Consider the following 25,098-nt stretch of genomic DNA (forward strand, 5'->3'; position numbering starts at 1 on the left):
CCCTGCCTTATGCCGTGGCCAGGTGCCCCCGGAACGTGCGCCGGTAGGACTGCGGGCTGGTGTCCAGCGCCTTCGCAAAGTGGTGGCGCAACAGGACCGAATGCCCGAAGCCGGACTCCCGGGCGATCTCGTCAATATTGAGCTCCGTGCTCTCCAGCAGCTCCTGGGCGCGGAGCACCCGCTGGGAGTTGAGCCACGCGGCCGGGGTTGCTCCCGTTTCCGACCTGAACCGCCGCGCGAACGTCCGTGGCGACATGTGGACCCTGGCCGCCAGCTCGTTGACCGGATGCTCCTCGTCAAGGTGCCGGACCATCCACTGCAGCAGCTGTTCCATGGGCTCCGAGCCGCACTGCGGAATGGGCCTGTCGATGTACTGGGCCTGCCCGCCGTCGCGGTGCGGCGGAACCACCATGTCCCGGGCGATGGCTGCGGCTACCTTGGCGCCGAATTCAATGCGGACCAGGTGCAGAGAGGCGTCGATCCCCGCGGCCGTTCCGGCGCTGGTGATGATCCGGCCGTCTTCGACGTACAGGACGTTTTCGTCCACCCGGACGGCCGGATATTTGCTGGCCAGCTCCTGGGAGTAGTGCCAGTGCGTGGTGCACCGGCGGCCGTCGAGGAGGCCCGCCCGGGCCAGGGCGAAGGCCCCGGAACAGATGGACATCACCCAGGCGCCGCGGGCGTGGGCGGCCCGCAGGGTTTCCAGGACCGCCTCGGGGACGTCCTCGTCCCGGCCGTACGGCGCCATCACCACCAGGTCCGCGTCCGCGGCCGCGTCCAGTCCCAAAGCGACGTGCATGGACAGGCCGGATTTGAGCGGGATGTCGCCCGGTTCCGGGGCGCAGACCCGGAAGTCGAAGGCGGGAACGCCGTTTCCGCGGGCCGAGCGGTCGACGCCGAAGACCTCGAAGGCGGTCGCAAATTCGAAGATCGAGAAGTTGGGAACGACGATCATTGCCACTGATTTGATCATGGTTCCAGTGTGGCAGAAACGGTGGCAGAAATTATAGCTTTTTGGTCATTTCTGCCACTTTTTTTCGTGGGCGCACAGGCGAAACATGGAGGTATGGAACTCCTCGGAATCGCCTTCATCATCCTGATCATCGCCGTCGTCGCCGCCACGATCTCGGCCCTGCGCAAAGATGGCCTCGGCCACACCCCGCCCGTCCGCTCGGACGAGTACTGGATGGCCCGGGACCTTCCCAGCGTCAACTACACCTTGCGGATCTTCTGACCCCGCACCAACATCACGGGCCCGGCCCCTTCGGCCGGGCCCTCGCCATGCGCGGGCACGGACCCCCGGCAGACGGCGCGCCCAAGTAGACTGTGTCCAGCCATGACATTGCATATTTCCTACCCCGCCGAGCTGCCGGTTTCCGAGCGCCGCGAAGATCTGATGGCCGCCATCGCGGCCAACCAGGTGACCATCATCGCCGGCGAGACCGGCTCGGGAAAGACCACCCAGATCCCGAAGATGTGCCTGGAGCTCGGCCTGGGCGAGAAGGGGCTGATCGGCCACACCCAGCCCCGCCGGCTCGCGGCCCGCACCGTCGCCGAGCGCATTGCGGAGGAACTCGGCGTCGAGATCGGCCAGGAGGTGGGCTTCCAGGTCCGCTTCACCGGCGAGGTCAGCCGGTCCACCAAGGTCAAGCTCATGACCGACGGCATCCTGCTGGCGGAAATCCAGCGGGACAGGCTGCTGCGCAAGTACAACGCGATCATCATCGACGAGGCCCACGAGCGCAGTCTCAACATCGACTTCATCCTCGGCTACCTCAAGCGGATCCTGCCCCAGCGCCCGGACCTGAAGATCATCATCACCTCGGCCACGATCGACCCGGAGCGTTTCGCCAAGCACTTCGGCAGCGAGGACCAGCCCTCCCCCATCATCGAGGTCTCGGGCCGGACCTTCCCTGTGGAGATCCGCTACCGCCCGCTCTCCCAGCCGGCCGGCGGCGCCGGTGCTGGCACCGAAGACGGAGCCGGCGAAGGCTCAGGCTCGGACGACGAACTCGAGGAGGACCGCGACCCGCTCGACGCGGTGTGCGACGCCGTCGACGAACTCGCTCTGGAGGCCCCGGGCGACATCCTCATTTTCTTCTCCGGCGAGCGCGAAATCCGTGACGCGGCGGAGGCCCTCAACGCGCGCATCCAGTCCAACCGGCGGCTGGCCGGCACCGAGGTCCTCCCCCTCTTCGCCCGGCTGAGCCTGCAGGAGCAACACAAGGTCTTCCACCCCGGCAGCAAACGCCGGATCGTGCTGGCCACCAACGTCGCGGAAACCTCGCTCACGGTCCCCGGCATCAAGTACGTCATCGACACCGGCACGGCCCGCATCTCCCGCTACTCGCACCGCACCAAGGTCCAGCGCCTGCCGATCGAGCGTGTATCCCAGGCCTCGGCCAACCAGCGCTCGGGCCGCTGCGGCCGTGTCTCCGACGGCATCGCGATCCGGCTGTACTCCGAGGAGGACTTCGAGTCCCGGCCGCTGTTCACGGACCCGGAAATCCTGCGCACCAACCTGGCGGCCGTCATCTTGCAGATGACCGCCATGGGCGTGGCCCGCGGGCCGAAGGACGTGGAGAACTTCCCCTTCGTCGAACCGCCGGATTCACGGGCCATCAACGACGGCGTCAGCCTCCTGCGCGAACTCGGCGCCCTCAATGCCGCGCGGCAGGAACCAACCGACGGCGGCGACGGACGCACCGGCCCCCGGCGCGGCGGCACTGACACAGGCAGAAGCGGCGGCGGGCTCACCGCCGTCGGGCAGCAACTGGCCCAGCTGCCGGTGGACCCGAGGCTTGGCCGGATGATCGTGGAGTCCGGCAAGCGCGGCTGCGTCCGCGAGGTCATGATCCTCGCCGCCGCCCTGACCATCCAGGACCCGCGCGAGCGCCCGACCGACAAGCAGCAACTGGCCGCGGAGAAGCACGCCCGGTTCCGGGACGAGAACTCTGACTTCACCGGCTACCTGAACCTGTGGAACTACCTGCAGGAGAAGCAGCAGGAGCTTTCTTCCACCGCGTTCCGCCGGCTCTGCCGCAACGAGTTCATCAACTACCTGCGGGTCAGGGAGTGGCAGGACTTGTTCGCCCAGTTGCGCCAGCTCGCCCGTCCGCTGGGCATCAGCCTGGACAACAAGCGCCTGGCAGATCCCGTGGGCAACCACGACGGCATCCACATCAGCCTGCTCTCCGGGCTGCTGAGCCACATCGGCATCCTCGACGAGCGCAAACGCGAGTACGCCGGCGCCCGCGGCAGCCGCTTCGCGATCTTCCCGGGCTCGGCACTGTTCAAGAAGTCCCCCACCTTCGTGATGGCCGCCGAACTCGTGGAGACGAGCCGGCTCTGGGCCCGCGTCGCGGCGAAATTCGACCCCCTCTGGGCCGAGCAGGTGGCCCCGGGCCTGGTCAAGCACAGCTACAGCGAGCCGCACTGGTCCAAGAAGATGGGCGCGGTGATGGCCCACGAAAAGGTCACCCTCTACGGCGTGCCCATCATCCCGAACCGGCGCATCAACTACGGCAGCGTGGATCCGGAGCTCTGCCGCGAGCTCTTCATCCGCCACGCCCTCGTTGAAGGCGACTGGCAGACCCACCACAAGTTCTTCCACCGCAACCGCGCACTGCTCCACGAGGTCGAGGAGCTTGAGGCCCGGATGCGGCGCCGGGACATCCTGGTCGATGACGAGACGCTGTTCGAGTTCTACGATGCCCGGATCGGCAGGACCGTCGTCTCCGAGCGGCACTTCGACAAATGGTGGAAGGACGCCCGGCAGCAGGATCCCACGCTCCTCGATTTCGACCAGTCGCTGCTGATCAGCGAGGATGCCGCGGCCCTGGACGATTCGGCCTACCCGAAGACCCTGCTGCACAAGGGCTTCGAGCTGCCGCTGAGCTACGAGTTCCATCCCGTGGCGCCCGGATCGCCGCCGAATCCCTCCGACGGCGTCACCGCGGAGGTCCCCGTGCTGTTCCTGAACCAGCTCGACGACGCCGCGTTCCGCTGGCTGATCCCCGGGCAGCGGGTGGAACTCGTGACGGCGCTCATCAAGTCGCTGCCCAAGCAGATCCGCAAGAACTTCGTTCCGGCACCGGATGTGGCCCGCCAGGCGGTCGCCGCGCTGGAAGCGGACTTCGATCCCGCCACCGACGAGCTCGAACCGTCGCTGGAACTGGTGCTGCGCCGTATCCGCGGCCAGGTCATTCCGCCGGGGTCCTGGAACTGGGACGCCGTGCCCCCGCACCTGCGGGTCAGCTTCCGGGTTGTGGATTCCCGCGGCAAGGTGCTGGATGAGGGCAAGGACCTCGGCGCGCTGCAGGAGCGGCTGGCCCCGGCCACCCGCCGGGCCATCGCCGAATCCCTCGGTGCCACCCCGGCCACTACAGCGCCCCCCGCGAGAGGGAAGTCCGGCGGCCAGGGCCCCGCGAACGGGGCGGACGGGCGCCGGGCCTCCCGGTCCGGAGCATCGCCTTCGGCCGCCGCGGCTGGCGCGGCATCCGCCGCCCAGGCCGGCTTCACCGAATTGTCCGGTCTGACGGACTGGACGTTCGGCCCCGTTCGGCGCCAGGTCCAGGGCAGCGTCGGCGGGCACACGGTCACGGGCTACCCTGCCTTGGTGGACGAGGGACAGTCGGTGGCGCTGCGGCTCTTCCAAACGCAGTCCGAACAGCAGGAGGCCATGCGCGCCGGCGTCATCCGGCTCCTGGCTCTCAAGGTGCCGCCGCCGGACCGCTACGTCCTGGAGCACCTGAACAACACCGAGAAACTGACGTTCAGCCAGAACCCGCACGGTTCCGTGGCCGCGCTCATCGCGGACTGTGCCCTGGCCGCCATCGACAAACTCACGCCGGCCGAGCTGCCGTGGGACGAGGTTTCCTTCAAGGCGCTCTACGAGAGTGTCCGGGCGGAGCTGATCGACACCGTCTTCACGGTCACCGCCGTCGTTGAACGGATCCTTGCCAGCACCCGCCGGATCGAAAAGCAGCTCAAGGGCACCACGAGCCTTGCCCTCATCAGTGCGCTCAACGACGTCAAGAGCCAGCTGGAGCAGCTCGTGTATCCCGGGTTCGTGGCACGCACGGGCTACGCGCAGCTCAGCCAGCTGCCGCGCTACCTAGCGGCGATCGAAAAACGCCTCGAGAAGCTGCCGGGCAACGTCCAGCGGGACGCCCAGCACATGGCCGCCGTCCAGGCCCTCGAAGACGACTACGACGACGCCGTCTCGGCGCTCCTGCCGGGGCGGCGGGCCGGCGCGGAGTTAACCCAAGTGCGCTGGATGATCGAGGAACTGCGGGTGAGCCTCTTCGCCGTCGAGCTCGGGACCGCGTATTCGGTGTCCGAAAAGCGCATCCGGGCGGCGCTTAACAAGGTACTGGCGCCGGCGTAGCCCCCTGGGGGCTTCGCGGCGCCAGTACCTTGTTAACTCAGGCCGGAGGAGCTAGGCGTTCGGGACGTGCTCCGCGTGTCCTGCCGCGCGGAGGCCCTCGCGGAGCTTCTCCGCGTTGGCGTCCAGCTTGGCCGGATCCGGGTGCTGGTCCACCGAGCCGAAGTCAAAGTCCGCCATCGAGTTGGAGGGCCACACATGGACGTGCATGTGATTGATTTCGTAGCCGGCCACGATCAAGCCGGCCCGGGCGGCGTCGAACACCTCCACCTGGACGGCGCCGATCTTCCGGGCCACCTCCATGACCCGGGCGAGCGTCTCGGGGGAAGCGTCCGTCCAGCGGTCCACTTCCTCCGTGGGCACCACCAGGGTGTGGCCGTCGGCCAGCGGCCCCACGGTCAGGAACGCCACGACGTCGTCCTCCCGCCAGACGAAGCGGCCGGGGATCTCGCCGTTGATGATTTTGGTGAAGAGACTGCTCATGCGTCCGCCTTTTCCGTCGGGGACCCCAGGGTGCTGACGTCCAGGACAAAACGGTACTTCACGTCGCCGGCCACCATGCGGTCATAGGCGTCGTTCAGCTGGTCTGCGCCGACCACCTCGACGTCGGACACCACGCCGTGCTCGGCGCAGAAGTCCAGCATCTCCTGGGTCTCGGCGATGCCGCCGATCAGTGACCCCGCGTACGCGATCCGGCGCCGGATCAGTGCGCCGGGATTGACGGGCGGCATTGCTTCGGAGGGCAGGCCCAGCTGGAAGAGGGCGCCGTCCAGGCGCAGCGTGTGGAAGTACGGATTGAGGTCATGCGGCGCGGCGACGGTGTCGATGATGACATCGATGCTGCGGTTCGCGGCTTCCATCGCGGCCGGGTCCGTGGAGAGGATGACGTCATCGGCGCCCAGCTCGCGGGCCGCGGCGAACTTCCTTTCGGACGTCGTAAAGACCTTGACCTCAGCACCCATGGCCTTGGCGATCTTGACGGCCATGTGGCCGAGGCCGCCGAGCCCGACGACGCCGACGACGTCGCCCTCTTCGACTTCGAAGTGGTTCAGCGGCGAATACGTGGTGATGCCGGCGCACAGCAGGGGCGCGGCCGCGGCGGGATCCAGGCTCTCCGGGATCCGCAGGACGTAGTTGCGGTCCACGACGATGGACGTCGCGTAACCGCCCTGGGTGATGGCGCCGTCGTTGCGGGGATCCTTGGCTCCGTAGGTTCCCACCATGCCGTTTTCGCAGTACTGCTCGAGGCCGTCCAGGCAGCTGTCGCATTCGCGGCAGGAGTCCACCATGCAGCCCACGCCGACGCGCTCTCCGACCGTGAAGTCGTCGACGTCGGAACCGACCCGGGTAACCCGGCCGACGATCTCGTGGCCCGGGATCAACGGATACGTGTCACCGCCCCATTCGCCGCGGGTGGCGTGCACGTCGGAGTGGCACAGTCCGCAGAATTCGATGGCGATCTCAATGTCATCCGCCTTGGGCGCGCGGCGGGAAACTGTCAGGGGCACAAGCCCGCTTTCCGGTGAGGTGGCACCGTAGGCAGCGGCCAGGGTTGCGCCGGTGGTGTCAGCGCTGGTGTTCGAGGGGGTGTCCACATCCGGCAGCGGCTTGGCAAGGGGCGGGGGTACAGGGCGTCCAGGTGTCATACGTCGACGCTACCCCCGCTGCCTGCGTGGATTCCACTTTGGAGCGCCACGCCACTTTGGACGGAGACGCTTGGCCGCGAGACGGGGCCGCCCGCCGGCCTTCGCGCCAGTGGTCCGTTTGAATAACCCTAGACGCCAACGAGTTCCTCGGAACTGCGGTGCAAGGCCAAGGCCATAAGTACTTCGTCTTGGTCACCCTCGGGCAACCGGAGGGCAGCGGGCCATCGTCCGATTTCTCGCCAGCCGCACGATTGGTAGAAGCCCTCCAGACCCATACCTGACCGCAATTTGAGGTGAAGCTGTTCAAGCGCGAGATCCTCCGTCGCCGCTCGGGCCACTTCCTCCATAAGTGCGCGGCCGACACCACGGTTTCGGAATTCCAATGCTGTCTGGACCCGCAGTACGCGCGCCCAATGCGCTGTGAGTTCGTTCGAATTGCCGGCCAGGAGCAGCCAGCCGGCCAGCTCGCCGTTCACCGTAGCAAGGAGGATGCGATCCACGTGCTGGTCCAGGGTCCGGACCATGGCGTCAATCGAAGATAAGACTTGACCGTCGGATACCGGCGGGAAAGGAAAGCCCACCGCGCCCCCGGCGTTGGACACGTCCCGCCAACACTCCAGAAGCTGGTTCCTTAAATGGGGCTTGACCATTGCAGGGGTAGTCAGCCAAGACATGTGAAGTTTTCCCATCATGCTCAGAGTCTTCCAGAGGCTCGACCGCATACGTGCCATGTCCCCCACATGGCCGGTTATTTGGCCCCGATTCTGGCTGGCCCTTTAATGTCGGTCCTCCGGAGGAGAGTGGATTCATGGACGGCAATCAGGAGCCCGATGTGGCTCAGCCAAAAGGCGTGACGGTCATGGATGTGGCCCTCACGTTGGCTGCCGTCCGCCCGGCAAAGGACAGTGCCGGGATGGTCGACCAGCTCCGCGAACTCGAGGACCTGAAATGTGCGGCCTCCGCCCTGCAGGCCCGTATCTCCGTCTCATTCGATATCGCCCAACGCCGCGAGCAGGCCGACGCCGGGATGCCCGCGGATAAGCTCGGGGCCGGGATCGGCGCGCAGATCGCCTTGGCCCGGCGCGAATCCCCGGCCAAGGGCGGGCAGCTCCTGGGCCTGGCCAAAGCCCTCGTGACCGAAATGCCCCACACCCTCGCCGGGCTGGAAACCGGGCAGCTCAACGAATGGCGGGCCACCCTGCTGGTGCGCGAAACCGCCTGCCTGACCCCGGCCGACCGGGCTGCCGTCGACGAGGAACTGGCGCCCGACACCGGCACGTTCGCCGGCGCCGGTGACCGGGCCATTGGTGCCGCGGCACGGGCCGCCGCGTACCGGCGGGACCCGCGCTCCATCACCCAGCGCGCGGCGCACGCCGCCACCGAACGGCACGTCAGCCTGCGCCCGGCCCCGGACACCATGTGCCACCTGACCGCGCTGTTGCCGGTCGCCGAAGGGGTGGCCGTCCACACCGCCCTGACCCGGCACGCCGATTCCCTCCGCAACGCCGGGGACCCCCGCACCCGCGGCCAGGCCATGGCCGACGCCCTCGTCGAACGCGCCACCGGCACCCCCGGCGGGATCAGCGGGGTCGAGATCCAGGTCATCCTGACCGACCGCACCCTCTTCCAGTCCGACGCCGAGCCGGCCGTGCTCCCGGGCTACGGCGTCGTCCCCGCCGAATGGGCCCGCACCCTCCTCACCGGGCACGCCGCCCATTATTCCGCGGACTCCGGCCCCGCCGCACGCCGGCCACCGGACCCCGGAGACCACGGCTTCAACAAGCACGACCCCGGCGCTCCGCCCGGGCCACGCGTCAACTGCGGCAGTGGCGACGGAGACGGCGCGGCCCCGGATCCGAGTGACGGTGCTGCCGGTGGGGTTGGTACCGGAGGGATTGCTGACGGCCGGGACGGACGCGACCCGGCGTTCGCGCTCTGGCTCCGGCGGCTTTACACCCACCCGGGCACCGGCGACCTCGTGGCCATGGACTCCCGTGCCCGGATCTTCCCCGCCGGACTGCGCCGCTTCATCACCGCCCGCGACCACACCTGCCGCACCCCGTACTGCGATGCCCCGATCCGCCACCTGGACCACATCATCCCGCACCACGACGGCGGCCCCACCACCGTGGCCAACGGCGCCGGACTCTGCGAAGCCTGCAACCACACAAAAGAAACCCCCGGCTGGAACGCCCGCCCGATCCCCGGACCGGAGCCCCAGAACGGTTTGGCAGCCGGACCCGGGTCCGCGCCCGGTCACAGGCACACCATCGAACTCACAACCCCCACCGGCCACAGCTACCGGTCCACCGCACCAGCCCCACCCGGCACACGACTGACCGGAATCCCAGCCTCTGGTGATCACGCCTCGGGGGTGCCGCTGTCTGGAACAAACCTGTCTCGTTCGCTTCCACACGGTGCCGCGCAGCCCAGCTCTTGCGAGCGCCGTCAGCTCCTCGAGCGGGCGAAGGCCCTCAAGAGCCTCAAGCGCACAACTGTCGCGGCGGCCTGAGAGCAATGAATCGCAGCACTGCCTGCCAGTTTGTCCGCCGGAAACCAGGTGAGACTAGTGGGAAGCGGCGTTCTCGCTGTACGGCGCAGCGCCGGTGACAACGTCGTTGGACGAATTGTGGCACCACTCCGAGAATGAGCCCGGGTACAAGGCCGCAGAGAGGCCGGCGATCTCAAGGGCCGCGATTTCGTGGGCGGCCGTCACCCCGGAACCGCAGTACACGGCGGTGGGCACGCCTGCCCGGTAGCCAAGCCGCTCGAAGCGCTCGCGCAACTCTGCCGGCGCCAGAAACGCCCCGTCGGCCCGCAGATTGCCCGTAGTGGGGGCACTCACGGCGCCCGGGATGTGGCCGGCCCGGGGATCCACGGGTTCGATTTCGCCGCGGTAGCGCTCGGCCGCGCGGGCGTCGAGAAGCAGTCCACGCTGTCCGCAGGAAGCTGCCTGCCCGGCGTCGATCGACGGCATCGCCCCCTCGGAGAGGGTGACGTTGCCAGGCTCAGGCTGTTCGGCTCCCGCGGCCAGGTCCAACCCTGCGGCGCGCCAGGCAGCCAGGCCGCCGTCGAGCAGGCGGACCGAACGGAAGCCGGCGTTGCGCAGCATCCACCACAGCCGCGCGGCTGCCATGTTGCTGCTGTCGTCGTACGCCACGACGGCGTCGCCGTCGCTGATGCCCCAGCGGCGCGCGGACTCCTGGAACTGCTCCTGCGGGGGCAACGGATGCCTTCCGCGGGCCGGTTCCGCCGGACCGGCGAGTTCGGTGGCGAGATCCACGAAGACGGCTCCGGGAATGTGCCCGCGCAGGTAATGGTCGTAACCATGCGGGTCACCCAGCGCCCAGCGAACGTCAAGGACCACTGTGCGCTGGCCGGATTCGCCGGCACGGTCCAGTTGGTCCTTCAGGGCAGCTGCATCGATGAGGGTGTCCATGCGCCCACTCTATCTTCGGCGTCCGGGCTCGCCCGGTAGGCTGTAGCGGTGAACACCGCGCACCAGCAGGACCGGGCCTGGGCCGACGAAGCCGTCCGCCGGATCAACGCCGAGAGCAACCGATCAGCCGACACGCACCTGTATTCGATGCCGCTCCCCGCGCACTGGGGAGTGCAGCTGTACCTGAAGGACGAATCGACGCACCGCACAGGCAGCCTGAAGCATCGGCTGGCACGTTCGCTGTTTCTGTTCGGCCTCGTCAACGGCTGGATCCGGGAAGGCACCACAATCGTTGAGGCCTCCAGCGGCAGCACCGCCGTCTCCGAAGCTTATTTCGCGCAGTTGCTGGGGCTCCCCTTCATCGCGGTGATGACCCGGACCACCAGTCGGGAGAAGATCGCCCTGATTGAACAATTCGGGGGCTCCTGCCATCTGGTGGACCACGCCTCCGAGGTCTACGCGGCGGCCGCGGACCTGGCCAGCAGCACCGGCGGGCACTACATGGACCAATTCACGTATGCAGAGCGGGCCACGGACTGGCGCGGAAACAACAATATCGCCGAGTCGATCTTCGGCCAGTTGGCCCTGGAAGAGCATCCCGTCCCACACTGGGTAGTGGTCGGCGCAGGCACCGGCGGGACCAGCGCCACGATCGGCCGGTACCTGCGCTATCACCGCCACCCAACGAGGCTCGCCGTCGTTGACCCGGAAAATTCCGCGTTCTATCCGGGCTGGCTGGCCAGCCAGTCCGACGGCGGGACCCTAGCCGCCGGGACAGCTCCTGCCGCGCCGGCCGCCGGATTGCCGTCCCGCATCGAGGGCATCGGCCGCCCGCGGATGGAACCGAGTTTTGTGCCCGCCGTGATCGACCACATGATCCGGGTGCCCGACGCCGCATCGGTGGCGGCTATGCGCCACCTCAGGGAGCACGCCGGACTGCACGCCGGGCCCTCCACGGGCACCAATCTGTGGGGCGTGTGGCAGCTGATCGCCGAAATGGTCGCCGAGGGCCGTCGGGGCAGTATCGTCACGCTCATCTGCGACGCCGGAGACCGCTACGCCGGCAACTACTACAACGCGGAGTGGCTGGCCGCCCACGGCCTGGATCCGGAACCGCACGAGGCGACGCTGCGCGAATTCTTCGACCGCGGCGTCTGGCCGGCCTGACGCCCGGCCGTCTGATTACCCGGTCCCCGACCATCCGGAACCCGGCCCTATGGGCCGCAGCGGAGCTGCCGGCCGCGGCGGCTAAACTTCCACGGAATCGCCGCTGGAAAGGTGCCGGTATTCGGTTCCGTATTTCGCACCGATCCGGGTCACGTGGCCTTCCACCAGACCGCGGCCCATCTCGTTCAGGAGCGCATCGTGGACCGGGAAGGCCTTTGGCGCGCGGACGCCGATCACAAAGTCCACCACCTCGCCCACCTTGTTCCAAGGTGCATGGATGGGCACCAGCAGCGTCCGGACGTCGACGCCGTCGGGAATCGCGAAGGAGTCCCCCGGGTGGTAAACGTTGCCGTCCACCAGGTAGCCGACGTTGGCCACCACGGGAATCTGCGGGTGGATGAGGGCATGCTGGCCGCCAAAAGTCCGGACCGCGAAGCCGGCGGTTTCAAATTCCTCACCGGCGGACGCCGCATGGATGCGGCTCCCGGCGTCGGGCGCCTTGCTGCGGAGCGTGGCGGCCACCGCTTCCGGGGCGAAAAGCTCCAGGCCAGTGTTCGACTGCAGCGCCGCCGCGACGGCGTCCGCGTCCACGTGGTCGGCGTGCTCGTGGGTGATCAGCACGGCATGCGCTCCGGCCAGTGCCTGGTCCGTCTCCGAGAACGTGCCCGGGTCAAACACCAGCACCCGGCCGTCCTTCTCAAGGCGAACACAGGCATGCGTGAATTTCGTGAGCTTCATCCGGCCAGCCTAGGGAACAGCCGTCACGGTGTCCACGGAGCGCTGCCGGCAATCTTGGACGCTGGTAATCTTGGACATTGCCACCACCGGTTAGCGAGTTACCCGAGAAACCCAAGCGAAGCGAGTTCCATGATGTCCCAGGGCGCCACCGCCGGCAGCGGCCGGGTTCCGGCATCGGCCCCCGCACCGGGCAGGGAGCAGCGCGTCACCAAGCAGCGCCTCGCCGTCAGTGCTGCCCTGGACGATCTCGCAGACTTCGTCAGCACCCAGGAACTGCACCGGTTCCTCCAGGAACGTGGCACCACGGTTTCGCTCGCGACGTCCTACCGCATCCTGCAGTCCCTCGCCGACGACGGACTGGTGGATGTCCTGCGCAATGCCGACGGCGAGGCCGTGTACCGGCGCTGCGCCGTCACCGGGCACCACCATCACCTGCTGTGCCGCAACTGCGGAAAGGCCGTGGAGGTTGAAGCCCCGGCGGTCGAAGCCTGGGCAGCGCGCATCGCGAAAGAACACGGCTTCAGCGCGGTGGAACACACCGTTGAGATCTTCGGGCTGTGCCCCGACTGCACGCAGTTGCAGGCCGGCCACTAACCGAGGCCGCGGCTAGGGGCTCCGCAGGATCCGGCCGTTGATCCCCCGCTTGGCCTTGGCACCGCCGATCACCCGGCAGGCGACGTAGATAAGGAAAGACAGCGTGGTCACGTAGGGGCTGATCGGCAGCCGGCCGCCGAGCGCCAGCAGGATTCCGCCCACGGTCGCCGTCATCGCAAAGACGATGCTCAGGGTGACCACCAGCCGGGGCGAGGACGTGACCCGCATGGCGGCAGCCGCCGGCGTAATCAGCAGGGCCAAAACCAGCAGGGCGCCCACAATCTGGATGGACAGCGCCACGCTGATCCCCAGCAGCACCATGAAGCCGAGGGCCAGCGCCCGCACCGGCACGCCGCGGGCGGTGGCGACGTCGGGGTCCACGCTGGCGAAGGTCAGCGGACGCCAGATGGCGACCAGCGCCACCATCACCACGACGGCGGCGAAGGCCAGAACCTGCAGCTGGACTGTTCCGACGGACACGATCTGCCCGGTGAGCAGGCCGAACTTGTTCGCGGCCCGGCCCTCATACAGGGACAGGAAGAGGATGCCCAGGCCCAGTCCGAACGGCATGATGACGCCGATGATCGAGTTCTTGTCCCGCGCACGGACCCCCATGACGCCCAGCACCACGGCTGCGAGGACCGATCCTGCCAGCGAGCCGAGCACGATGTTCGCACCGATCAGCAGCGCGAACGCCGCCCCGGCAAAGGACAGCTCGGAGATGCCGTGGACCGCGAAGGCGAGGTCGCGTTTCATCACGAACGTGCCCATCAGGCCGCCCAGAAGTCCGAGTACTGCGCCGGCCCAGATTGAGTTCTGCACCAGGACCAGCAGCTCGCCGTAGTTTTCGAAATTGAAGATTGAGTGCAGCAGGTCGCCCAGATCCATCTAGCCCACCTCCCCCGCGACAGAATGCGCGTCCTGGTGATGGTGGGTGGTGGCATCCGGCAGCCCCACGACGATCAGCCGGCCATTGGCCTGGATGACTTCAACGTGGCTGCCGTACAGGTCGGAAAGCACCTCGGTGGTCATGACCTCGGCAGGCGTGCCCACCCGGAACCGTCCGCCGGCCAGGTACAGCACCCGGTCCACGTAGTCCATGATCGGGTTGATCTCGTGTGTCACGAAGACCACGGCGCTGTCCGCCTCGTGGCATTGCTTGTTGATCAGGGCGCTGACGGCCTGCTGATGCTGAAGGTCCAGGGAGAGCAGCGGCTCGTCGCACAGCAGCACGTTGGGATCCGTCGCAAGCGCCTGGGCCACGCGCAGGCGCTGCTGCTCACCGCCGGAGAGCTGCCCCACCGGTACTTTGGCGTAGTCGGTGGCGCCTACGAGGTCCAGAAGCTCGTCGACTTTGCGGTTCACTTTCGCGCCGCCAAGGCGGATGCCCCAGCGGTGGCCGTCCACGCCGAGGGCCACCAGGTCGCGGGCGCGCAGGGGCGTGTCCGGGTCGAAGGATTTCTGCTGGGGCACGTAGCCGATCCGGCGGCTCCCGCGAACAACGGGGCGGCCGTCGAGCATTGCGGTGCCGGTGCTCAGCTCCTGCAGTCCCAGCAGGACCTTCAGGAAGGTTGTCTTGCCGCTGCCGTTGGGGCCGAGCACGGCAAAGAATTCACCCGGGTTGATGTCCAGGTCCAGGCCCTCCCACAGTGTCCGCTTGCCGAACGTCAGGGAGGCGCCGCGCAGGCTCACTACCGGTGTCAACTGTGGTTTCCTCGATTTTTCTGCGGAGACTGCCGCTCCCGCTGGTGCGATCATCCTAGGGCCTTGCTGATGCTCTCAATGTTCCCGGTCATCCACTGCACGTAGGACAGCCCGTCCGGGAGGGTCTCGCTGAAGTTGACCACGGGGACGCCGGCCGTCTCGGCGGCCGTCTTCAGCGCCACGGTTTGCGGCCCCTCGGTCTGGGTGTTGTAGGCCAGCAGCCGGACGCCGCGGGATCCGACGAGGTCGACGGCGGACTTCAGCACGGCCGGCGGGACGTCTGCGTCTTCCTCGATCGCGGCCGTGTACGCGGCGGGGGTCTGGTTCCGGAGTCCGGCATCTTCGAGCAGATACAGCGGCACCGGCTCGGTGACGGCCACCGGCGCGCCTGCCTCCGAGGCCTTGATGGCGGCGAGCTTGGCTTCCAGGCCGCCGAGGGCATGTTTGAAGGCCGCCGCATTAGCCCGGAACGTCTGTGCCGAGGCAGGTTCCAGGGCACTGAGCTTGCCGGCGACGGCGTCCGTGAGGCGCGACATGGCCGGCACGCTGTACCAGACGTGCTCGTTGAGCCCGGTGTGGGCCTGGCCGGAGGAGCCGGCGGCCGTCGCTGCCGGGCTTGCCGAAGCCAGGCCCGAGACGTCCACGGCGTTGATGATGCTGCCGCGGTCCAGCCCGGTGTCGGAGGTGAGGGTGTCAATGAACGTGTCGTATCCGCCGCCGTTCTCGACCACGAGCTCGGCCTTGGAAACGGCCAGTTTGTCCTGGGTGCTGGCCTCGTAGGAGTGCGGGTCCTGGCTGGTGCGGTTGATGATGGAGCTGACCCGGACCTTGTCGCCGCCAATGCTGCGAACGATGTCGCCGTAGACGCTGGTGGAGGCGACGACGTCGACGATGCCGTCGCCGGCGGTCCCCCGCAAGCTGCCCGGGGTCGGGCTGCAGGCCGTCAGCAGGAGACCCAGGCCGGCAAGACCAGCCAGCAGGGCTCGGGCAGCGGGACGGCGCACGGGAAACCTCGGATCTGTTATTGAGAATCAGGAGCAATAGCAACAGTGCGAGTGTATCCCTAAATAGGAATCATTCCTATTTAGGGATACATCGCGTGCCGCCTCGGCGTCCGCTACCCACTACTGGTCCTGGCCGAGCCTCCGGTAGCCTCTGGCCTGGGTCGCGTCCCGGATTTCGCCGACGAGCTGCTCGATCACGTCTTCGAGGAACAAGACCCCCTGGGTCAGACCGTCGGGCCCGATCACGCGGGCCAGGTGTGAGCCCGTGCGCTGCATGACAGACATGGCCGTCTCTATTTCGTCATCCATGGCGAGGTTGGCCAGCGACCGGATCCGGCTTTCGGCAATCGGCTGGTGGTACCCGGCATCGGGAATGGACAGCACGTCCTTGATATGGAGGTACCCGGAGAGCATGCCGTCGTCATCGAGCATCGGGAAGCGGGAGAACCCGGTCCGGCTCACCGCCTTTTCGAATTCCGCCGGCGTGGTGGCCGCCTTGAGCATGACGAGCTTGTGCAGCGGGACCATCACACGGGACGCCGTGTGCTCGGAGAACTCCAGCGCTCCGGTGATGAGTCCGGCGTCGTCATCCACCAGCCCGTGCCGGGTGGATTCCTGCACGATCGACTGCACCTCTTCGAGGGTGAAGGAGGACGTGACCTCGTCCTTCGGCTCAATCCGCAGGAGCTTCAGGATGTGGTTGGCGGACCAGTTGAGGGCCGCAATGACCGGCTTCACCATCCGTCCGATAAACATCAGCGGCGGCGCCAGCAGCAGCGCGGCCTTGTCCGCGACCGACACGGAGATGTTCTTCGGCACCATTTCGCCGAAGGTGACATGGAGGAACGTCACTACCAGCAGCGCGACGGCGAAGGCTACAATATCGGCGGCCTCCATCGGGACGCCTGCCGCTTCCAGCGGGACCGCCAGGAGGTGGTGGATGGCAGGCTCGGCCACCTGCAGGATCAGCAACGAACAGACCGTGATGCCGAGTTGGGCGCACGCGAGCATGAGCGAGACGTTTTCCATCGCCCGCAAGGTGGTCTGTGCGCGCTTGGAACCGGCCTCGGCCAACGGTTCGATCTGGCTGCGCCGGGCGGACATGACGGCGAATTCGGCGGCCACGAAGAAGGCGTTGCCGACCAGCAGGACGGCAAGCCACAGGATTCCAGCCCAGTCGCTCATGCGGAACCTTCCTGGCCGGCGGGCTGGCCGCCGGGCACCCGGGAGGGCTGGAAACAGATCCGGTCGATCCGCCGGCCGTCCATGCGGGTGACGCTGAGCTTCCCGCCGACGACGTCGACCTGGTCGCCGACTGCCGCGATGCGGCCGAGCTGGCTCATGACGTAGCCTCCCACCGTTTCGTAGGCAGCTTCGTCGGGCACGGTCAGGCCCGGGATCTGTTCGGAGAGTTCATCGGGCCTGAGCAGTCCGGGGAAGTACCAGTCTCCCGAGGCGCTCTGGAGCAGGCCCGGCCGGACCTTGTCGTGTTCATCGGCAACTTCGCCCACGATTTCCTCCACGAGGTCCTCCAAGGTGGCGACGCCGGCCGTTCCGCCGTATTCGTCCAGGACGACGGCGAGCTGCAGGTTGCCCTCGCGCAGTTCGGCCAGGAGCGCGTCCAGGTGGATGGTTTCGGGCACGCGGAGCACGTCGGTCATGATGGCTCCGGCCTCCAGCTTGGCGCGCCGGTCCGCGGGCACGGCGATGGCCTTCTTGATGTGGACCACGCCGCGGATGTCGTCGGAGGACTCCCCGATCACCGGGAACCGGGAATAGCCGGTGCGCTTCGCGGCCTCGACGATGTCCGAAACCGGCTGGTCGGCGTCGATGGTTTCGACGCGGATGCGGGGGGTCATGACGTCCGCGGCGGTCCGCCCGGAGAACTTCAGGGTCCGGGAGATGAAGTTGGCGGTTCCGGCATCGAGGGTGCCCATGGCGGCGGAGCGGCGGACCAGCGAGGCGAGTTCGGCCGGGGTGCGGGCGCCGGAGATTTCCTCCTTGGCCTCCAGGCCGAAGACATTCAGGACCTTGTTGGAGAATCCGTTCAGGACCACGATGGCCGGTTTGAAGATGGCGGTGAAGACCAGCTGGGGCCGGGCGACGGCCTTGCCGATCGGAAAGGACAGGGCGATTGCCATGTTCTTGGGCACCAGCTCGCCGATCACCATGGACAGCAGAGTGGCCAGCGCCATGGCGAGGACCAGCGACAGGGAGGCGGCCGCCGCGGCAGGGAGTCCGAGGGCGACGAGGGGACCTTCAAGCAGCTTGCCGACGGACGGCTCCATGACGTAGCCGGTCAGCAGAGTGGTCATGGTGATGCCCAGCTGGCAGCTGGAGAGCTGGGTCGAGAGGGACTTGAGGCATTTGAGCAGGGGCTCGGCGGCGGCGTCGCCGGTGTCCACCGCCCGCTGCACGGTGGCTTGGTCCAGTGCGACCAGGGAGAATTCGACGGCGACGAAGAAACCGGTGCCAAGGATGAGCAGGAGGCCTGCGGCGAGGAGCAGCCATTCCATATTAACGGCCTGCTTCCGGTGCGGCGGCGCACAGCCGGTGCCGCTGCGGGGAACGTTGTGGCCGCCAGCGGCTTCCCGGCGGAGGATGGTCGGCTGAGGCCGACCCTATTTCCTGGAAGGCTCCGGCGTGGCATGCGGCCGGAGAATGATGGGCACGTGAACGGGGTTTGCCGGCTCTGCGGGTGGACTGCGCGGGAACGGTTTCGGTTCTCCGCTGACAGCCCCCAGGCCGGCACCTAGATTTACTGTCCATAAGAATTTCAGTCTACAGGAGCAGCCACCGCCAGCCCCCGGCCTGCGGCTTCACCTCTCCAGCGGCGTCACCGGCTCTGCGGTCCCCGCCTATGCGGTCACCAGCTCTGCGGGACGGGACGGCCTTCCTCGTACCCGGCCGCGGACTGGATGCCGGCCACGGCACGGTCCCGGAACGAGGCGAGATCGGCCGCGCCGGCATAGGTCATGGAACTGCGCAGACCGGCGGTGATCATGTCCAGCAGGTCCTCGACGCCGGGCCGTGCCGCGTCCACGTACATGCGGGACGTGGAAATGCCTTCCTCGAAGAGGGCCTTGCGGTCCTTTTCGAACGCGCCCTCGCGCTGGTTGCGGTTCTGCACCGCCCGGGCCGACGCCATGCCGAAGCTTTCCTTGTACTGCCGGCCGCCCGCGTCGAGCTGCAGGTCCCCGGGGCTTTCGTGCGTGCCGGCAAACCAGGACCCGATCATGACCTGGCTGGCCCCGGCGGCCAGGGCCAGGGCCACGTCACGCGGATACCGGACACCGCCGTCGGCCCACACCCTGCCGCCGACTTCGCGCGCCGCTGCCGAACATTCCAGCACGGCGCTGAACTGCGGGCGCCCCACGGCCGTCATCATGCGCGTGGTGCACATGGCGCCCGGCCCCACACCGACCTTGACGATGTCCGCCCCAGCTTCGATGAGCTCACGGGTGGCCTCACCGGTGACCACATTGCCGGCAACCACCGGCACTCCGGGGTTGAGTCCCTTCACGGCGGCCAGCGCGTCAAACATCTTCTGCTGGTGGCCGTGCGCCGTATCAAGGACCAGCACGTTCACGCCGGCGGCCAGCAGCTCGGCCGCCCGCCCGGCCACGTCCCCGTTGATCCCGACGGCGGCGGCGACCTTGAGTTTGCCGTCCTCATCCAAGGACGGGCGGTAGATCGTGGAGCGCAGCGCGCCCTTGCGGGTGAGCACGCCGGCCAGGACCCCGTCCTTCTGCACGGGTGCGTAGTCTGTCCCGGCGGCGTCCATTGCCTCGAAGGCGCGGCGGAGGGCTTGCGCAGACTCAGCGCCCGGCCCGGCACCGAGCATGCCGGCGTCCAGCACCAGCGGCTGGTGGCGGATGACGGAGCCCAGCGACGCGAACCGGTCCTGACCCTCGCAGTCGGCGGCACGCACCACCCCGGCCACCGCGCCTGATGGGTCCACCACCACCACGGCGCCGTGCGGACGCTTGCCCATCAGGTGCAGGGCATCAATCACGGTGTCCGTGGGCGCCAGGGTGACAGGGGTCTCCAGGACCGGATGGCGGCCTTTGATCCAGGCCGTGACCTCCCGGATGACATTGAGCGGGACGTCCTGCGGCAGGACGCCGAGGCCGCCGCGGCGGGCCATGGTCTCGGCCATGCGCTTGCCGGTCACGGCCGTCATGTTGGCCGCCACCAGCGGAATCGCCGAGCCGGTCCCGTCGTCGGCCGCGAGGTCCACGTCCAGACGCGAGATGACATCGGAACGGGACGGCACCAGGAACAGGTCGGAGTAGGTCAGATCGGTGGTGGGCTCATTGAGGAAACGCACGGCTGCTCCTTAAGCTGGCACCCTTGGGCGCCAAACGGGTTCTCCCTCGATTCTAGGGCGCTTTCCGGGCACGGCCGCGGCGCCGGGTCCCGGCCGCTCCCCCGCCGCCGGACCGGCTCGCCGGGGGCATCCAGGAACGGTCCGAGCCCCGGCCGGGCCACCCCGCCCGGCACAGCCTCAGGCCCGCCGCAAGCACCGGTTCCCGCACCGCTTCCCGCACCGCTTCAGGAAACGTGTCCGGGCCGCGTCCGGGCCGCAATTCGGCGGGATTTCGCCGGGATTTCGGCGGCCGCACGGACAGACCATGATTTGAGTCACGCTTATTGGCGGTTTGGCAAGAATCGTCACTAGACTGGCATGGGTCTGGGTTCACTGGACGCAGAGACTGGCTCGATCGTTGTGCCGCGGCACCGTGGAAGCCAGAGGGAATCAAACTCATGGAAGAGGCGTATTTCAAGTGCCAGAGCAGCCTAGCCACCGTCTACCAGAGGAATTTGGCGGAAACGAGTGGCTCGTTGACGAACTGTACGAGCGTTACCAGCAGGACAAGAACACGGTAGACGCCAAGTGGTGGCCCCTGTTCGAATCCTTTGCTGCCAGTGACGCCTCTTCCGCCAACGGAACGTCCGGCACAGCGTCAGCTGTGCAACCTGCCACCCGTGAAATTCCCGTTGTAGCGCCCCCCGCCGCGCCGGCTGCTCCGGCGCCGGCCGCGCCCGCCGCGGCCGCGGCTCCCGCGCCGGCCCCCGCCGCCAAGAAAGCCCCGGCCACCGTCGCCCGGGACGGCTCCAAGACCTCCGACGCCGGCCCCGGCACGACGCCGATCCCGGCGCAGCTGCCCAAGAATGTCAAGGCCCCGACGGCGCCGGAAGAGGACGTCGTCTCCGTCCTGCGCGGCCCCGCCAAGGCCATCGCGACGAACATGGTCACAAGCCTGGAAGTGCCGACCGCCACGAGCGTCCGCGCCATCCCGGCCAAGCTGCTGATCGACAACCGCGTGGTCATCAACTCCAACCTGGCCCGCGCACGCGGCGGCAAGGTCTCCTTCACGCACCTGATCGGCTACGCCGTCATCCGTGCCCTGTCCCAGTTCCCGTCGATGAACGTCTACTACGACGAGATCGACGGCAAGCCCGTGGCGGTCCAGCCGGCGCACGTGAACTTCGGCATCGCGATCGACATGCCCAAGCCCGACGGCACCCGCCTGCTCATGGTCCCGAACATCAAGAAGGCGGAAACCCTCAACTTCTCCGAGTTCTGGCACACCTACGAGGACCTGATCAAGCGCGCCCGCAGCGGCAAGCTGACCGCGGACGACCACTCCGGCACCACCGTGTCCCTGACCAACCCCGGCGGCATCGGCACCGTGCACTCGGTGCCGCGCCTGTCCAAGGGCCAGGCCGCCATCATCGGCGTCGGCGCACTGGACTACCCGGCGGAATTCCAGGGTGCCAGCGAGAAGATCATCGCCCAGAACGCCATCAGCAAGGTCCTGACGCTGACCTCCACCTATGACCACCGCGTCATCCAGGGTGCCGGCAGCGGCGAGTTCCTTAAGCTCGTGCACCAGCTGCTGCTCGGCGCGCAGAACTTCTACGACGAAATCTTCGAGTCCCTGCGCATCCCCTACGAGCCCGTGCGCTGGAGCCCGGACCTGCAGGTGGACCCGGCGGATGAGATCAACAAGGTGGCCCGGATCCAGCAGCTGATCCACGCCTACCGTGTCCGCGGCCACCTCATGGCGGACACCGATCCGCTCGAGTATGTCCAGCGCAAGCACCCGGACCTCGACGTCCTGACGTACGGCCTGACCCTGTGGGACCTGGACCGTGAATGGCCTACGGGCGGCTTCGGCGGCAAGCCGATGCTGAAGTTCCGCGACATCCTCGGCGTCCTCCGCGACGCCTACTGCCGGACCGCCGGCATCGAATACATGCACATCCAGGACCCGGGCGAGCGCAAGTGGTTCCAGGACCAGCTGGAGCACCCGTATTCGAAGCCGAGCCGTGACGAGCAGCTGCGCATCGTCTCCAAGCTCAACGCCGCGGAGGCCTTCGAGACCTTCCTGCAGACCAAGTTCGTCGGCCAGAAGCGCTTCTCGCTGGAGGGCGGCGAGTCCCTGATTCCGCTGCTGGATGCCATCATCTCCGACGCCGCCGACGACGAACTCGACGAGGTGGCGATCGGCATGGCCCACCGCGGCCGGCTCAACGTGCTCACCAACATCGCCGGCAAGACCTACGCCCAGGTCTTCCGCGAATTCGAAGGCACCCAGGACCCCCGCTCGGTCCAGGGCTCCGGAGACGTCAAGTACCACCTGGGCACCGAGGGCACCTTCACCTCGGACAACGGCAAGGAGACCAAGGTCTACCTCGCCGCGAACCCGTCGCACCTCGAGGCGGTGGACTCTGTCCTCGAAGGCATCGTCCGCGCCAAGCAGGACCGCCTGGACCAGGGCGAAGTCTTCCCCGTGCTCCCGATCATGGTGCACGGCGACGCCGCCTTCGCCGGCCAGGGCGTTGTGGCCGAGACGCTCAACCTCTCGCAGCTTCGCGGCTACCGCACCGGCGGCACCATCCACATCGTGGTCAACAACCAGGTCGGCTTCACCACCGCCCCGTCCTCCTCACGTTCCTCCACCTACTCCACGGACGTCGCCAAGATGATCCAGGCGCCGGTGTTCCACGTGAACGGCGATGACCCCGAGGCCGTGGTCCGCATCGGCCAGCTCGCCTACGAGTTCCGTCAGCGCTTCCACAAGGACGTTGTCATCGACATGGTCTGCTACCGCCGCCGCGGCCACAATGAGGGTGATGACCCCTCGATGACCCAGCCGCTGATGTACAACCTGATCGAAGCCAAGCGTTCGGTCCGCAAGCTGTACACCGAATCACTGATCGGCCGCGGTGACATCACCGAGGAAGAAGCCGAGCAGCTGCTGCGCGACTACCAGGAACGCCTGGAGCGCGTCTTCGCCGAAACCCACGCGGCCCAGACGTCCCCGATCCCCATCATCACTGCCGATTCGGCCGCGGTGTCCGATCTGGAACGTCCCATGGCCCAGCAGTCCGACTCCGGCGTCAGCGCCCCGGTCTCCACCGCGATCCCGGCGGAGACCCTCGCCCGGATCGGCAAGGCCCACACCGATATCCCCGAGGGCTTCACGGTCCACGCCAAGCTCAAGCAGCTGCTGGAGAAGCGTGAAGCCATGTCCCGCGAAGGCGGCATCGACTGGGGCTTCGGCGAGCTCGCCGCCTTCGGCTCGCTCATCATGGAAGGCGTCCCCGTCCGGCTCGCCGGCCAGGACTCGCGCCGCGGCACGTTCGTGCAGCGCCACGCAGTCTTCCACGACCGCGCCAACGGCGACGAATGGCTGCCCCTGGCCCACCTGTCCGAGGACCAGGCCAAGCTGTGGATCTACGACTCGCTGCTCTCGGAATACGCCGCCATGGGCTTCGAGTACGGCTACTCCGTGGAGCGCCCGGATGCCCTGGTGCTCTGGGAAGCCCAGTTCGGTGACTTCGTCAACGGCGCGCAGACCATCATCGATGAGTTCATCTCCTCCGCCGAGCAGAAGTGGGGCCAGCGGTCCTCGCTGGTTCTGATGCTGCCGCACGGCTACGAGGGACAGGGCCCGGACCACTCCTCGGCCCGGATCGAGCGCTTCCTCCAGATGTGCGCGGAAGAGAACATGATCGTGGCCAACCCCACGACGTCGGCCTCGCACTTCCACCTGCTGCGCCGCCAGGCCTACAGCAGGCCGCGCAAGCCGCTCATCATCTTCACGCCGAAGCAGCTGCTCCGGCTGAAGGCGGCGGCGTCCTCCGTGGAGGACTTCACCACCGGCTCGTTCCGCCCGGTCATCCCGGAGCACGAGCAGCTGCAGGCGGACGCCGTCGAACGCGTGCTGCTGGTCTCCGGCCGCCTGTACTACGACCTGCTGTCCACCCGGCAGAAGACCGAGAACAAGACCACCGCAATCGTGCGTGTCGAGCAGCTCTACCCGCTGCCGGCCGCTGAGATCGCCGCGGAGCTGGCCAAGTACCCGAACGCCGAAGTGGTCTGGGCGCAGGACGAACCGGCCAACCAGGGCCCGTGGCCGTTCATCGGCCTGAACCTGCCCGACGCCTTGGACCGCCGCGTCCGCCTCATTTCGCGCCCCGCCTCGGCCTCCACCGCGGCAGGGTCGATGAAGCGCCACGCGGCAGAACAGGACAGCCTGCTCAAGCAGGCATTCGCCCGTAAATAGCGCCATTGCTGCCCGGCCGGAGATTGAATCACAACACTCCGGCCGGGCAGTTCTGTTTAATGGACTGTTAGTGGTCAGCTTGATGAACAGCGTTGAAGTGAAGAGGTAGTCGTGGAAGATCGGAAGCTGCGGATAGCAGCCGTTGGGGACGAGCTGTTGGCCGGGCTCGGTGATCCGCGAGCCCTCGGCTGGCTCGGCCGGGTCCTGGCGCGCACGCCGCAGGACAGCGTCGCCTTGGAGTGCTACTCCCTGCCGTGCCCGCAAGAGGGCACCGAAGGCCTCGCCGCGCGGTGGCTGGAGGAGGCGGGCCGCCGATTCGGTAACCACCACGAGAACCGCCTGGTCATCGGCCTGTCCGGACGCGACATAGAGTTCGGCCTGTCTACCGCCCGCAGCCGGTTGAACCTCGCCAACATCCTTGACTCCGCCTCCCAGAACAAAATCGAGGTCTTCGTGGTGGGCCCGCCGCCCACCCTTGACCCCACCCAGAACCGCCGGCTCGGCGAGCTCAACACGGCCTTCGCCGATGTCACCACGCGCCGGAAGCACCTCTACGTGGACACCTTCTCGCCGCTCCTGAACCACGAACAGTGGCGCCAGGACCTCGCGGCCAACGGCGGCACCCCCGGCCAGGCCGGCTACGGCCTGATGGCCTGGCTCGTGCTGCACCGCGGCTGGTTCCAGTGGCTCGGCATCGACGCCCCGGAATAATCCCGCCTCTGGCCGGACCGACACCCCGGGCCACTCGCGATATATCTTGACCGGAAAGGCGGCCGCGATATATCGTGACTTCGTAGTCACGATATATCGCCAGTTGTCCAGCCACCTTTCGCCTTTCCGG

At 67.7% G+C, this 25,098-nt stretch carries 19 protein-coding genes; 7 read left to right on the top strand and 12 right to left on the bottom strand.

Annotated elements, in window-relative coordinates:
* Positions 1 to 7: 7 nt before the first annotated feature.
* Complete coding sequence (locus C8D78_RS04440) at positions 8 to 973, bottom strand: GlxA family transcriptional regulator (RefSeq protein WP_120950718.1); 966 nt, start codon at positions 971 to 973, stop codon at positions 8 to 10.
* 93 nt (positions 974 to 1,066) lie between these two features.
* Here C8D78_RS04440 and C8D78_RS19660 point away from each other — a divergent pair, with 93 nt between their 5' ends.
* Positions 1,067 to 1,234: a hypothetical protein gene (locus C8D78_RS19660; protein WP_167467854.1), complete on the top strand. Its 168-nt coding sequence runs from the start codon at positions 1,067 to 1,069 to the stop codon at positions 1,232 to 1,234.
* Between the two features lie 102 nt (positions 1,235 to 1,336).
* Entirely contained in the window at positions 1,337 to 5,389 is a 4,053-nt protein-coding gene (gene hrpA / locus C8D78_RS04445) for an ATP-dependent RNA helicase HrpA (protein WP_120950719.1), read from the top strand.
* 51 nt (positions 5,390 to 5,440) lie between these two features.
* Here the strand turns inward: hrpA and C8D78_RS04450 are convergent, their stop codons facing one another.
* The 3 genes from C8D78_RS04450 to C8D78_RS04460 form a co-directional block, all read right to left on the bottom strand.
* On the bottom strand, positions 5,441 to 5,869 hold the full coding sequence (locus tag C8D78_RS04450; protein WP_120950720.1) for an HIT family protein: 429 nt from the start codon (positions 5,867 to 5,869) through the stop codon (positions 5,441 to 5,443).
* A complete protein-coding gene (locus C8D78_RS04455; RefSeq protein WP_120950721.1) occupies positions 5,866 to 7,032 on the bottom strand; it encodes an NAD(P)-dependent alcohol dehydrogenase in 1,167 nt (388 codons plus the stop codon). Before C8D78_RS04455 ends, C8D78_RS04450 begins: the two co-directional genes overlap by 4 nt.
* Positions 7,033 to 7,160: 128 nt before the next feature.
* Positions 7,161 to 7,724, bottom strand: coding sequence for a GNAT family N-acetyltransferase (locus C8D78_RS04460; protein ID WP_208641877.1), 564 nt, complete (start codon positions 7,722 to 7,724; stop codon positions 7,161 to 7,163).
* Positions 7,725 to 7,891: 167 nt separating this feature from the next.
* Here C8D78_RS04460 and C8D78_RS04465 point away from each other — a divergent pair, with 167 nt between their 5' ends.
* Positions 7,892 to 9,544, top strand: coding sequence for an HNH endonuclease (locus tag C8D78_RS04465; RefSeq protein WP_244208295.1), 1,653 nt, complete (start codon positions 7,892 to 7,894; stop codon positions 9,542 to 9,544).
* A gap of 54 nt (positions 9,545 to 9,598) precedes the next feature.
* Here C8D78_RS04465 and C8D78_RS04470 read toward each other — a convergent pair whose 3' ends face one another.
* Positions 9,599 to 10,471: a sulfurtransferase gene (locus C8D78_RS04470; RefSeq protein WP_120950723.1), complete on the bottom strand. Its 873-nt coding sequence runs from the start codon at positions 10,469 to 10,471 to the stop codon at positions 9,599 to 9,601.
* A 48-nt stretch (positions 10,472 to 10,519) separates the two neighbouring features.
* On the opposite strand from C8D78_RS04470, the gene C8D78_RS04475 reads away from it, so the two are divergent.
* Positions 10,520 to 11,638, top strand: coding sequence for a PLP-dependent cysteine synthase family protein (locus C8D78_RS04475; protein WP_120950724.1), 1,119 nt, complete (start codon positions 10,520 to 10,522; stop codon positions 11,636 to 11,638).
* An 81-nt stretch (positions 11,639 to 11,719) separates the two neighbouring features.
* Here C8D78_RS04475 and C8D78_RS04480 read toward each other — a convergent pair whose 3' ends face one another.
* Positions 11,720 to 12,376, bottom strand: a complete 657-nt coding sequence (locus C8D78_RS04480; protein WP_120950725.1) for an MBL fold metallo-hydrolase — start codon at positions 12,374 to 12,376, stop codon at positions 11,720 to 11,722.
* Positions 12,377 to 12,508: 132 nt separating this feature from the next.
* On the opposite strand from C8D78_RS04480, the gene C8D78_RS04485 reads away from it, so the two are divergent.
* Positions 12,509 to 12,970, top strand: coding sequence for a Fur family transcriptional regulator (locus C8D78_RS04485; RefSeq protein WP_120951683.1), 462 nt, complete (start codon positions 12,509 to 12,511; stop codon positions 12,968 to 12,970).
* Positions 12,971 to 12,982: 12 nt separating this feature from the next.
* On the opposite strand, the gene C8D78_RS04490 is transcribed toward C8D78_RS04485, so the two are convergent.
* The 6 genes from C8D78_RS04490 to C8D78_RS04515 all read right to left on the bottom strand — a co-directional run bounded on the left by C8D78_RS04490 (position 12,983) and on the right by C8D78_RS04515 (position 20,008).
* The gene (locus C8D78_RS04490) at positions 12,983 to 13,858 is read right to left on the bottom strand and encodes a metal ABC transporter permease (protein WP_120950726.1); all 876 of its coding nucleotides are present in this window, start codon (positions 13,856 to 13,858) and stop codon (positions 12,983 to 12,985) included.
* On the bottom strand, positions 13,859 to 14,674 hold the full coding sequence (locus C8D78_RS04495) for a metal ABC transporter ATP-binding protein (protein ID WP_120950727.1): 816 nt from the start codon (positions 14,672 to 14,674) through the stop codon (positions 13,859 to 13,861).
* Between the two features lie 50 nt (positions 14,675 to 14,724).
* Positions 14,725 to 15,678, bottom strand: coding sequence for a metal ABC transporter solute-binding protein, Zn/Mn family (locus C8D78_RS04500; RefSeq protein ID WP_167467855.1), 954 nt, complete (start codon positions 15,676 to 15,678; stop codon positions 14,725 to 14,727).
* A 120-nt stretch (positions 15,679 to 15,798) separates the two neighbouring features.
* Positions 15,799 to 16,863, bottom strand: coding sequence for a hemolysin family protein (locus C8D78_RS04505; protein ID WP_120950728.1), 1,065 nt, complete (start codon positions 16,861 to 16,863; stop codon positions 15,799 to 15,801).
* On the bottom strand, positions 16,860 to 18,194 hold the full coding sequence (locus C8D78_RS04510) for a hemolysin family protein (RefSeq protein ID WP_120950729.1): 1,335 nt from the start codon (positions 18,192 to 18,194) through the stop codon (positions 16,860 to 16,862). The genes C8D78_RS04505 and C8D78_RS04510 overlap by 4 nt, the downstream gene beginning before the upstream one ends.
* Before the next feature lie 350 nt (positions 18,195 to 18,544).
* Positions 18,545 to 20,008 carry a GuaB1 family IMP dehydrogenase-related protein gene (locus C8D78_RS04515; protein WP_120950730.1) on the bottom strand — a complete coding sequence of 488 codons (1,464 nt, stop codon included), beginning with the start codon at positions 20,006 to 20,008 and terminating at the stop codon, positions 18,545 to 18,547.
* A 457-nt stretch (positions 20,009 to 20,465) separates the two neighbouring features.
* Here C8D78_RS04515 and C8D78_RS04520 point away from each other — a divergent pair, with 457 nt between their 5' ends.
* Positions 20,466 to 24,257, top strand: coding sequence for a multifunctional oxoglutarate decarboxylase/oxoglutarate dehydrogenase thiamine pyrophosphate-binding subunit/dihydrolipoyllysine-residue succinyltransferase subunit (locus C8D78_RS04520; protein WP_120950731.1), 3,792 nt, complete (start codon positions 20,466 to 20,468; stop codon positions 24,255 to 24,257).
* A gap of 111 nt (positions 24,258 to 24,368) precedes the next feature.
* Entirely contained in the window at positions 24,369 to 24,968 is a 600-nt protein-coding gene (locus C8D78_RS04525; protein ID WP_120950732.1) for a GDSL-type esterase/lipase family protein, read from the top strand.
* Positions 24,969 to 25,098 lie beyond the last annotated feature (130 nt).

Source organism: Arthrobacter oryzae (assembly GCF_003634095.1).
GTDB lineage: Bacteria > Actinomycetota > Actinomycetes > Actinomycetales > Micrococcaceae > Arthrobacter > Arthrobacter oryzae.